This window comes from Winogradskyella helgolandensis (genome assembly GCF_013404085.1).
GTDB lineage: Bacteria > Bacteroidota > Bacteroidia > Flavobacteriales > Flavobacteriaceae > Winogradskyella > Winogradskyella helgolandensis.
In genome coordinates this window covers 812,965-826,880 of record NZ_JABFHO010000001.1, presented here as the reverse complement: position 1 = coordinate 826,880, position 13,916 = coordinate 812,965, and the positions used below count along the sequence as shown (strand labels likewise).

At 29.4% G+C, this 13,916-nt stretch carries 3 protein-coding genes; 1 reads left to right on the top strand and 2 read right to left on the bottom strand.

Going from position 1 to position 13,916, the window contains the following annotated elements; all coding sequences use genetic code 11:
* Positions 1-228: 228 nt before the first annotated feature.
* Positions 229-1,701 carry a T9SS type A sorting domain-containing protein gene (locus HM992_RS03310; RefSeq protein WP_179318708.1) on the bottom strand — a complete coding sequence of 491 codons (1,473 nt, stop codon included), beginning with the start codon at positions 1,699-1,701 and terminating at the stop codon, positions 229-231.
* A 298-nt stretch (positions 1,702-1,999) separates the two neighbouring features.
* Positions 2,000-4,252: a T9SS type A sorting domain-containing protein gene (locus tag HM992_RS03305; protein ID WP_179318707.1), complete on the bottom strand. Its 2,253-nt coding sequence runs from the start codon at positions 4,250-4,252 to the stop codon at positions 2,000-2,002.
* 873 nt (positions 4,253-5,125) lie between these two features.
* Here HM992_RS03305 and HM992_RS03300 point away from each other — a divergent pair.
* Complete coding sequence (locus tag HM992_RS03300) at positions 5,126-13,729, top strand: lamin tail domain-containing protein (protein ID WP_179318706.1); 8,604 nt, start codon at positions 5,126-5,128, stop codon at positions 13,727-13,729.
* Positions 13,730-13,916 lie beyond the last annotated feature (187 nt).

The following is a 13,916-nucleotide window of genomic DNA, read 5'->3' as shown; positions in this document are numbered from 1 at the left end:
TTATTGTATTTGTCATTTTTAAAGAACCAAAGCAGCATATCTATTGAAGAGATTGCCACGCTTTGCTCGCAATGACGGTATTATTTAAAACTTAAATATAGCGAAGAGAGGTTATTAAGTTTGGTACAAAGTTACGGTTTAATTTTTTAATGGTGTTTAGGTAAGGTTAAATTAATACCAAAGCGCTGTAAAATTACAGCGCTTAGATTAAAATATGTGTTAACAAATCTATTCTACAATCAGTTTTTTAGAGCCTTTTCCTTTATTTGTTTCTATTTCTACAACATATAAACCAGAAGCTAATTTAGATGTATCTATAACAGATTTTTTTGACGTTAGAACTTGTTGACCTAAGTTATTGTAAATGGTTACGTTTTGTAGTTCTTTATTGTTTTCTAATTGAATTGTGAATTGATTTTTTGTTGGGTTTGGGTAGATATTGAATCCATTTAGTGTTTTATCTTCTGTTGATAATAGTAGACTTAAATCATAAATACTTGCGCTTCCAAACCAAGTATTAGTTCCACTGGTATTAAGTGAACTAATTGCAACAGTCGTTCCATCTGCACTAAGACTTAATTTATAACCAAAACCTTGATTTAAATCATCACCATTAATAGAACTACCTATTTGAGTCCAAACATCTAATTGATTTTGGTATATTTTTACCTGACCAGAATTAGAACCATTCTCGTAAATTGATCCTGAACCAATTGCTAAAGTACTTCCATCTGCACTTAAATCTAATGAGGAACCAAATCTATAATATATGTTTTGTCCATCTATATCAGTTCCTATTTGTGTCCAAACGCCTGATACATTTTCATAAACTCTAACATGACCAGAATTTTCACCATTACCATCATTAGTTGGAGCACTAATTGCAACGATATTTCCATCAGCACTTAATGATAATCGTACGCCTGATTGATCGTAATCTGATTCACCTTCAATATCTTGACCTATTTGAGTCCAGACATTTGATATATTTTCATAAATTCGAACTATACCTACATTAATTCCTCCATTAATTCCGTCACTATTTCTTGCACCAACAGCTATTATATTACCTTCTGAATTTAACTCAACAGTCCATCCTAACTCATCATTATATTCTTCACCTTCTATTTCAGATCCAATTTGAGTCCAAACATCTGATTGATTTTCAAATATTCTAACTTGACCTTTTGACCCATTATGTAAGATTGAAGTTACTGCAACAATATTTCCAACTGAATTTAAATTTACATATCTACCAAGGTTGTCATTATAAGATTCACCAAAAATTGTTTGACCTAACTGAGTCCATACTCCTAATTGATTACTATATATCTTAACTGCACCAGAACTAAAACCATTTCCATCGTTTCCAGCTCCCGTTATTCCTATTGCAACAATACTTCCATCAAAATTTAAACTAACGGAAAGTCCTAAGAAATCATTAGGTAAATCACCATATATATCATCTCCAACCTGAATCCAAACACCTGATTGGTTTTCATATAATTTTACACTTCCTGAATGAGAACCGTTTCCGTTATTATATACCGCTCCTACTGCTAAAATATTACCGTCTGATGATAAATCAATAGATCTTCCAAATTGGTCATTATCTGTATCACTAAAAATAGCTTCTCCTATTTGTATTTGACCAAAACTAAAAAAAGGAATTAGAATAAATAAGCGTAGTACATTTTTCATATTAAACAGATTAGACTGACAATATAATATTAAAATACTCTATTTGAAAATTTCAATTGAAAATCGATAAAAACGATGTTATGAACATATATATAATCAGTTTTATTTTAAAATTTAAAAAAATAAATAGTGGTTATTATAGTATGTTAATAGTGGCTATAATTTTATTAGTTTTTATTTTAATAAATTTCTTTTAATGAAAAAAGCGCTGTAAAATTTACAACGCTTTTTCTTTATTATATAAAACTTCTCGATACTCAATTTTTTAAATAAGAATTTTACTCGAAGTGATATTTAGTTATTCTATAATCAGTTTTTTAGCCGATTTTCCTCTATTAGTTTCTATTTCTACTACGTATAAACCAGAGGCTAGTTTAGAAGAATCAATAGTGGTTTCTTTAGAAGTTAAAATCAATTGACCTATATTATTATAGATACTAACGTTTTGTAAATTTGATAATTTATCTAATTGAATAGTAAATTGGTCTTTGGCTGGATTAGGAAATATTTTAAAACTATTTTGATTAAAATCTACGATACTCAATGCACTACAATCTGTTGAAAAACTAGTTTGTAAATCAATAGTAGTCCAATTTGTTTCTGAATAATTAACATCATCAACTTGAATACATAAAAGGTCAGAATTACCGTTGACGATAAAATAAGAATCTATTAAAGTATTTGATCCATTCTGGATATTTAGACTTGTTAAACTATTATCATTAAGTATAACATAACCTAATTGGTTATTTGAAGTTAAATCAATACTAGTAAGTAAGTTATTGTTAATATATATTAAATCTAAATTTACATTACTAGATAAATCTATGTTAGTAAGTTGATTAAAACCAAGATATAAATCGATTAAACCTGTTATGTTAGATACATTAATACTAGTTAGTTGATTATTAAAAATAATTACCTCTTCTAAATTTATATTATTAGATAAATCAATAGTTGTTAATTCATTATAGCTAACACCTAAAGTTATTAAATTTGTATTATTAGAAACATCTAAATTTGTCAGCTGATTAAAAGCAAGAGCTAAAAATGTTAAACCTGTATTATTTGAGACATCTATACTCGTTAATTGATTAGAAGTAACAATTAAACTTGTTAGATTTGTATTATTTGATACATCTATACTGGTTAGCTCATTTATATCAGCCCTTAAACTCGTTAAGTTTACAAAATCTTCAATACCTGTTAAATCTGAAATACCAGAATCCATAACATTTAAGGTTGTTAAACTGGATATATCAGAGGTTAAAACTTCACCATTCAATATTCCATCACTATCTATTGATTGGTCTATTAAAGCTTGTTCAAAGGCCATATCTGGTATTAAAGTGGTTTGACTATTTACTATTGATGATAAATCATAAACTTTAACTTGTCCGGAATCTAAACCATTACCATCGTTACCACCAGCACTAATAACTATAGTAGTACCTAAAGAATTCAAACTTAATGAATATCCTAAAAAATCATCAACTGATTCACCATTGATATCAGTTCCTATTTGAGTCCAATTTTCATTTTCATTTTCAAAAATTTTTACTTCTCCAGAACCTAAACCATTATCATCATTACTGTTATCACCAATGGCTAATATCGTACCATTAGAATTCAAATCTACAGCGCTACCAAAATTAGTAATACCTGATGTGGCATTAATATTAGAACCAATTTGAGACCAATTACTATCTATATTTCTATATACTTTAACTTGTCCATAATTTATATCATCATCAGTACCTTTAGTAGCTCCTATAGCTAATACCGTACCGTTAGAATTTAAACTTATAGAAATTCCTAAAAAATCACCGGTTTCACCATTAAAATTAGCACCTATTTGAGTCCAAACTCCTGATATATTCTTAAATACTCTTGCCTGTCCTGACCAATCTCCATTTGCTCCGTTTAAATAACTACCCTCAGCAACGGTAGAACCATCTTTACTTAAAGAAACAGAAACTGCTGAAAAATCAAACACATTCTCTCCTTCAATATTAGAACCATTTTGCGTCCAAACACCTGATATATTCTCAAAAATTCTTATATGTCCCTTAGTACTACTACCGTAAGGAGTACCTATAGCAAGAATATCACCATTCCCACTTAAACTTATAGAATATCCTGAAACATCACCTTCAGATTCTCCAATTATATCAGCACCTAATTGAACCCAATTATTACTTACATTTTCGAATACTTTAACAATACCACCATCTCTATATGGTGCAGAAATAGCTATAATAGATCCATCAGAACTAAGACTTACTGAAAATCCAAACTTATCGCCTCCAAAGTCACCAGTAATATCTTGACCTATCTGTGTCCATGAATCATTAATATTTTCATAAACTCTAACATAACCAGTAGCATTTTCATTATTTGGTGATGAAACAGCAATTATAGAACCATCGGAATTAGAACTTACAGCGAAACCAAGTCTATCTTCTATATCTCCAAAAATATCTTGTCCAATTTGTACTTGACCAAAATTTAAAAGAGGAATTAAAATAAATAAGAGTAATAATTTTTTCATAATATCATAATTAAACAGATTAGTCTTACAATATAGTATTAAAATAATCTATTTGAAAATTTGAATTGAAAATCGAGAAAAACGATGTTATGAACATATATATACATATAATCAGTTTTCTTTTAAAATTTAAAAAAATAAATGGTGGTTATTATAGTATGTTAATAGTGGCTATAACTTTTTGAAGTTTTATTTTGAATACTCGTAGTTTACATTTTACAACATTTTAGTTAACACTAAGTTTACATCTAAACGCTTCATTTTTAAGCTAAATTAAAAAGCTATTAACAACTGTTAATAACGAATGTTAATAGAATTGACTAACATGTATTTTGTAAAATACTGTTCATTTCACAACTTTTAGGTCTGATAACTTATTTTAAAAAAAGTACTAACTTATTTGGTTATGACGTTTCAATTTTAGTTTGGAAAAATAAATGAATAATCCTAATTTTTGTTTTCAATAGTTGTGAACAGATATTAACAATTAGTTGTTATTTTATCTGCACTTATGAACAATGAAACTACTATTAACAATTGATTCATTAGTGATTTGAAAACTAATAATTTAACGTCTTCGTTAAATGAATTTTATAAGAACTGTCTACTTTAATTAATCTACATTATAGTATTACAACAATTTAAATATTATGGATGGATAAGCTAATATTTTTAATCACTATAACTTATTCATTTTAAGGCTTATTAAAATGGTATATGCAAGATTAACCGATCTATTAACTACCAAAAAATAAGATTAACCACTCTATGTATTTACTTTCAGAACAAAAAACGGCGTTTCAGAACAAATTTTTTTTATAAAAAAGTAATTTTTATACTCTTGTAATTCAAGCTATTAATTAATTCTGAATTATGAAAACGAAATTACCTTATCTATTATGTTTATTTAGTCTATTATTTGTCAATTATATAACCGCTCAGAATACTTACGTCCCAGACGATGGCTTTGAGCAGTATTTAATAGATGTAGGCATTGATCTAGATCCAATATTAGATGATTATGTACCAACGGCTAATATTACATCTATTACTGATTTATATTTAGGTGGTTATGGTATTACTAATTTAACAGGATTAGAAGATTTTTCAGGATTAACTACTTTGGATGTTGGTAGTTCTGCGTCAATAAATAGTTTAGATGTTAGCAACAATACAGTATTAAAAAGTTTATATGTTTTTAATACTTCGATAAGTAGTTTAGATGTTAGCAGCAATACATTATTAGAAACTTTAAATGCTTCTAATACTTCAATAAGTAGTTTAGATGTTAGCAACAATACATTATTAGAAACTTTAAATGCTTCTAATACTTCATTAAGTAATTTAGATATTAGTAATAATACAGCATTAGTTAATTTAGATATTACTAATACTTCTAATTTAGATTGTATTACAGTTAATGATTTAGTATTAGCAAATACTAATACAAATAATGGAGACTGGTATATTGATCAAACCTCTTTTTATAGCTTAGATTGTAATAATATTCCATACACTCACGTTCCAGATGACATTTTTGAGCAGTACTTAATAAACCAAAATCTTGATAGTGGGCCACTAGACGATTATGTAAGAACTGAAGCTATTCAATTTGTAACTAATGTTAGTATTTATGGTTTAGCAATTACAGACTTAACAGGGATAGAAGATTTTACAGCATTAACCACTTTAGATATTTCTAGTAGTTCTTTAAGTAGTTTAGATGTAAGTAATAATTTAGCATTAACCACTTTAGAACTTTATGATTCAACAATAAGTAGTTTAGATGTGAGTGCTAATACAGCCTTAACAAATTTAGGTGCATATAATACGGTTAATTTATTTTGTATTACTGTAGCTGATGCATTTTCGGCTTCTTCAGGATCAGGTATTTACTCAAGTTGGTCTAAAGATGTAGATTGTAATTATACTGAAGATTGTAGTATTCCATATACCTATATACCAGATTATAGCTTTGAGGAGTACTTAATAGATCAAAATTATGATTCTGCACCAATAGATGGTTTTGTACCAACAGCTAATATTGAAACTGTAACAGAATTAAATTTATCTAATTCAGGTGTTAGTGACTTAACAGGATTGGATGATTTTACAGCCTTAACCACATTAAACCTTGATAATACTAATATAAATAGTTTAGACATAAGCAGTAATACCGCTTTAACCGCTTTGAATATTGAAAATATCAGTATATCTAGTTTAGATGTTAGCAACAATACTGCATTAACGACTTTAAATATTAACGGTACTAATTTAAGTAGTTTAGATATAAGTGCTAATACCGCATTAACGACTTTAAATATTAATGGTACTTATCTATTAAGTAGTATAGATCTAAGTAATAATACGTTATTAACAAATTTCTCAGCATATAATGCTGCATTAAATAGTTTGGATGTCAGTAATAATACAGCATTAATAGAATTAGATATTAATACCACATCAATAAGTAATTTAGATGTAAGTAATAATACATTTTTAACCACTTTAAATGTATATGACACATCCTTAAGTAATTTGGATCTTAGAAATAATACCTTATTAACAACTTTAAATGCTGATGAGATATCTACTTTAGATTGTATTAGCGTATTAGATTCTGAAGTAGCAAATGCTGGTACCGGAATTTATACCAATTGGCAAAAAGATGACTCTTGTAGTTATAGTGTAGACTGTCTTGCGCTTACTTATGTGCCAGATGATGGGTTTGAGCAATACTTAATAAGTAATAATTACGATTCTGCACCATTAGATGATTATGTATTAACTTATAAAATTGAAGACTTAACTGAAGTTTATTTATATAATTCAAGTGTTATTAATTTAACAGGTATTGAAGATTTTACTGCTTTAACTCACTTAGAAGCCTATAGTTCAACATTAAGCAGTTTAGATGTGAGTAGTAATACTTTATTGACTTATTTATCGGTAAGTAGTACACCGCTTAGTAGTATAGATGTGAGTAGTAATACTGCCTTAACTCATTTAGAAGTACAACAAACATCTATTAGTAGTCTAGATGTTACAAGTAATATTTCATTAACTTATTTAGATGTTCAAGACTTATCTTTAAGTCATTTAGATTTAAGTATGAATACAGCATTAACTGAATTCTATGCTTTTAATATGTCTAACTTAGACTGTATTAACGTTGCAGATGAAACAGCTGCAACCTCAGGTACGGGAAATTACTCAGGTTGGTATGAAGATGGGACTGTTAGTTACAGTGAAGATTGTAACCCAGTAGCACTTACACACGTTCCAGACGATGTTTTTGAACAGTATTTAATAGATAATAACTTAGATGATGTCTTAGATGATTATGTACCAACAGCTAATATTGAGACGGTAACTGCAGTAGATTTAAGTAATACAAACATTAGTAATTTAACAGGTATTGAAGACTTTACTGCATTATTTAATTTAAATATTTCTAACACTTCTTTAAGTAGTATTGATGTAAGCAGTAATACAGCTTTATATGTTTTAAATGCTTTTGAATCTTCATTAAGTAGTTTAGATGTCAGTAATAATTTAGCATTATATAATTTAAATATTGAGAACACCTCAATAAGTAGTCTAGATCTTAGTAGTAATATTGCATTATACTATTTAAATGTTTCTTTTTCTTCGTTAAGTAGTTTAGATGTCAGTAATAATACAGCACTATCTAGTTTAGGTATTGGTAATACTTCAATAAGTAATATAGATGTTAGTAATAATGCCTCATTATCAACTTTAACTGTTGAATTTTCAGCATTAAGTAGTTTAGATGTGAGTAATAATTCAGCATTAACTTTTTTATATGCTATTATTACATCTAACTTAGATTGTATTAAAGTAGCAGATGCCACGGCAGCAAATGCAGGTACAGGTATTTACGCTAGTTGGCAAAAAGATGCCACCTGTAGTTACAGCGAAGATTGTAACCCAGTAGCACTTACTTATGTCCCAGACAATGTTTTTGAACAGTATTTAATAGATAATAACTTAGATGATGTGTTAGATGATTATGTACCAACAGCTAATATTGAGACGGTAACTTTTGTAAATTTAGGTAATACAGGTGTAAGTGATTTAACAGGAATAGAGGATTTTGCTGCATTAACTATTTTAAGTGCAAGTGATAACAGTTCACTATCTAGTTTAGATGTGAGTAGTAATACAGCATTAACAGCTTTATATACTTATGAGACATCACTAACCAGTTTAGACGTAAGTAATAATACTTTATTAACAGATTTGCGTGTTTCTAATAGTCCATTAACCAGTTTGGATGTAAGTAATAATACTTTATTAACTACATTAAATGCTTTTGGAACTTCAATAAGTAGTATAGATTTGAGTTTGAATACCGCATTAACATTCTTATCTATTAATAATACGTCATCTCTGAGTAGTTTAGATGTAAGTACAAATATTGCATTGACCACTTTATATGTAAGTAATACACCACTAAGCAGTTTAGATTTAAGTACTAATACTGCATTAACTAATTTAGAAGCAAATTACACTTCTAACTTAGATTGCATAACCGTAGCAGATGCCACTGCGGCAGATGCCACTACAGGTATTTATACCAATTGGACAAAAGATGGCACCTGTAGTTACAGTGAAGACTGTAATCCAGTAGCGCTTACTTATGTTCCAGATAATGTTTTTGAACAGTATTTAATAGATAATGAACTGGATGATGTTTTAGATGATTATGTTGTAACGGCTAATATTGAGACTGTAACTTTAGTAGAATTATATAATACAAGTGTTAGTAATTTAACAGGTATAGAGGATTTTACAGCATTAACGGAATTAAATGTTTTTAATACCCCACTGAGTAGTTTAGATGTAAGTAATAATACTGCATTAGAAGTTTTATATGCTTTTGGAACCTCTATAAGTAGTTTAGATGTAAGCTCAAATACCGCATTAATTCATTTAGATATACGAAATACAGCAATAAGTAATATAGATGTGAGTATGAATACCTTATTAACGGGTTTAAATATTACTGACACCAGCATAAGTAGTATAGATGTGAGCAGCAACACTCAATTAATTTCTTTACGTATGGGTAGCACACCATTAAGTAGTATTGATATTAGTGGTAATACTGAATTAATTGTCTTAGTAATTAGTAATACCCAAATTAGCACTTTAGATGTGGGTACAAATACCTCATTAGTTGGTTTATATGTAGATAATACCTCAATAAGTAGTTTAGATGTAAGTAATAATACTGAATTAATATATTTTAATGCCACTAACACACCAAATTTAGATTGCATAACCGTAGCAGATGCCACTGCGGCAGATGCCACTACAGGTATTTATACCAATTGGACAAAAGATGGCACCTGTAGTTACAGTGAAGACTGTAATCCAGTAGCGCTTACTTATGTTCCAGATAATGTTTTTGAACAGTATTTAATAGATAATAACTTAGATGATGTTTTAGATGATTATGTCGTAACAGATGATATTGCGACGGTAACTACAGTAAATGTAGGAAACAGGAATATAAGTGACTTAACGGGAATAGAGGATTTTGCGGCATTAACTACTTTATATGCTTTTGGCACTTCTATAAGTAGTTTAGATGTTAGTAATAATTTAGCATTAGATAATTTACAAATACATTATACATCTATAAGTAGTTTAGATGTTAGTAATAATATCTCATTAACAAGACTAATTGTTGGTGGAACACCTATAAGTAGTTTAGATGTTAGTAATAATGTAATTTTAGATGGTTTAAGTATTCAAGGCTCATCCATAACTAGCTTAGATGTTAGTAATAATACTATGTTAACTTTTTTAGATGTAAATGATACCTCAATTAGTAGTTTAGACTTAAGTAACCAAGCTTCATTAACTCTTTTTCGTTCGCTTAACACATCTAACTTAGATTGTATAACCGTAGCAGATGCAGCAGCAGCAAATGCTGGCACAGGAATTTATTCGGGTTGGACAAAAGATACCTCATGTAGTTATAGTGAAGATTGTAACCCAGTAGCACTTACTTACGTCCCAGACAATGTTTTTGAACAGTATTTAATAGATAATAACTTAGATGATGTTTTAGATGATTATGTAGTAACGGCTAATATTGAAACGGTAACTACAGTAGACTTAGCAAATACAAGTGTTAGTGATTTAACAGGAATAAAGGATTTTACAGCTCTCACTACTTTATATGCTTATAACACATCATTAAGTACTATAGATATAAGTAGTAATACAGCATTAACTATTTTGATTGTAGGTGATAACAGTTTACTAACTAGTTTAGACGTGACTAATAATACTGCACTAACTCATTTATCCGTTAGGGAAACTTCATTAAGTAGTTTAAATATAAGTAATAATGTTTCGTTAACAGATTTACGAATAAATGATACTTCAATAAGTAGTTTAGATTTAAGTGCTAATCCTTTATTAACAATTTTAAGCGCGTTTAGGACTTCATTAAGTAGTTTAGATGTAAGTTACAATACGCTGTTAACGTATTTAGCCGTTGATCAAACCTCGTTAAGTAGTTTAGATGTAAGTAATCATAATTCATTAACTTATTTATCTACGAACTTCACTTCCAACTTAGATTGTATAGCTGTAGCAAACGAATTTGCAGCAAATGCAGGCACAGGTATTTATTCAGGATGGACAAAAGATGCCTCATGTAGTTACAGTGAGCACTGTAGTCCTATAGGTTATACCTATGTTCCAGACGATCAATTTGAGCTATACCTCATAGACCGTGGTTGGGATGATGTATTAGATAATTATGTACTAACAGCTAATATTGAAACTCAACCGGCAATAAATTTAATTGCTTTTCCTGGAGTAGTTGATTTAACAGGTATTGAAGATTTTACAGCACTAACTCAGTTATTCGCTAATAACAGTTCAGTTGCTACTGTAGATCTCAGCGCAAATCTAGCTTTAACTACAATATATTTAGGTAATACTTCTATAAGTAGTTTAGATGTAAGTGCCAACACGGCATTAAATAACTTAAATGTTGGTGGATCATCTCTAACTAATTTAGAATTAGGTAGCGCACCTATAACCATATTAAATGCGTCTCAAACACCTCTTAGTAGTTTAGATATTAGCGGCAGTACCTCATTGATAAATGTAAACCTTAATAATACTTCAATAAGTAGTTTAATACTAACTACTAATACTTCATTAACCCAATTAAATTTAGTAAATACTCCAATAAGTAGTTTAGATGTAAGAAGTAATACGGCATTGACTAATTTATTCACACAAAACACCAATAATTTATTTTGTATAAATGTAGCAGATGAAGTAGCAGCTATAGCTGGTAATGGTATCTATTCCAATTGGACTAAAGATAGTACATGTAGTTATAGCGAAAACTGTGGTTTAGTATCTACAGGAAACCTTATCATTTCTGAAGTGATGCAAAATCCAAATATTGTTTCAGATATTAATGGTGAGTATTTCGAGGTCTATAATCCAGAAGCATTTCCTGTAAATTTAAATGGTTGGACAATTAGTGATGGAAATAGTGATTTACACACCATAACAGGAGACGTTATTGTTGATGCAGACAGCTTTATTGTGTTAGGAAATAATAGTAATACAGTTACAAATGGTGGTGTTACTTTAGATTATCAATACGCTAATATTGATTTAGACAATGGAGCAGATGCTCTTATTTTAACAGATGGAAACACTACAGAAATTGACCGTGTAGAATACGATGGTGGCACCATATGGCCAAATCCAGATGGAGCCGCAATGATATATGTTGGTAGTAATATTGAAAACAATAATGATGGTTCTCTTTGGGAAGCCGCTACCACATCGGAAAGTATCACAACCGATTTTGGTTCGCCAGGTAGTAATGGTGAAGATCAAATTGTGGATTGGTTGGTATATGTTAATAGTTCATGGAATAGACCACCAACAATAGAAACAGATTTAAAAAATGCGCTAATAAAAGCTTCAGAAGTGTATAGTTTTACATCTAGTGTAGATTTATTAAGCTTAGTAGTAAAAGAAGATGCGGATGTTACAATTAATGCTGCAGTAACACTGAAAGTACCAAACGTAATCTTAGAATCAACCTCTACAGGTTATGCTAGTTTAATTTCAAATGGTACAATTACCGGACTTGTAAATTATAAACGTCACGTTAATGCCGTACAATCTATTGGTGGTAACGATCTTGTGACTCCACCAGTATCCGGACAAGTTTTTACTGATTTTGTAGCACAAAACGATAATATAGTTTCTAATACTGCTAATACCTTGTTCCTTTTTGGTCCTTTTGATAAGACTATAGGAGATTATGTTACCTATTCAAATACGGAAACGGCTGAGCTAGTCTCAGGAATTGGTTACCGTGCAGGAACCACGGATAATGGGATATTACATTTTCAAGGAACTATTAATCAAGGATCAGTATCACAAAGTGTATCTAACTCAGGACCTTTTTATAGCAAATGGAATTTAATAGGAAATCCATATCCATCGTATATGAATGTTCAAGACTTTTTGAGTAATACTAATAATTTAACAACCTTGGATGCAAACAATGCTGGTATATATGGTTATGATGGAGATGCTTCAGACGGATGGGTTATATATAATTTAAATACAATAGATTATACAACGGCTTTAGCACCTGGCCAAGGTTTCTTTGTTGCTGTAGAAAATACCGGTACTGTTGAGTTTAATTCTAACATAAGGCAACATGGTACCACTGATGATTTTATTGCAGGGCGTAGTTCAAATACAAATCAACATTTAAGATTAGAACTTAATAATGGTAATAAAACCTATAAGACAGACTTCTATTTTAATGACAATTCATCAGATGGATTAGACCTAGGTTATGACGCAGGAATGTTTGGAAATTCTGCTGGTTCGTTTGCCATCTATTCTCATTTAGTAGAAGATAATACTGGTTTAGATATGGCAATTCAATCTTTGGCTAAAGACTTTTTATCAGAAGGAATAGTGCCATTAGGTATTAATGCAAATGAAGGTGAACAATTAACTATAGCAATAGAAACTTCTAGTTTACCTCAAACAGTAGAAGTGTATTTAGAAGATACCGTAGAGAATACATTTACGTTGTTAAATACCTCTAACTATGTCATTACTCCAAGTAGTACATTAGAGGGCACAGGTCGTTTTTATCTTCATTTTTCAAATACCACTTTAAGTAATTTAGAAAATGAATTAGATAAATTAAAGATATATACCTCTAAAGCAACAAAAGAATTGATTGTTAGCGGTCAATTATATGAGGATGCAAAAGCAAAACTATATGATGTTAATGGAAGAGAAATATTGAGTGTAGTTTTAGATAGTTCAATTCACAATAATGCAATTGATATTAAGCATATTCAATTTGGAGTTTATATTTTACAAATTTCAAATAGTTCGCATAATTATAATCAAAAAGTAATTATTAATTAATTTTTATAAGTGTTAAAGAAACCTTGAAGTAGTTTTCAAGGTTTTTTTTTGTTAATTTATCAACCACTAATATTTTTTACGTGCTCAAAAATTTCTCTTTCATTTTATTTCTTTGTGTAGGTTTTAGTTTTTCGCAAACTAAAGCACTAGATGAATTAAAAGAGACGTCAGACTATTTTGTTAGAAA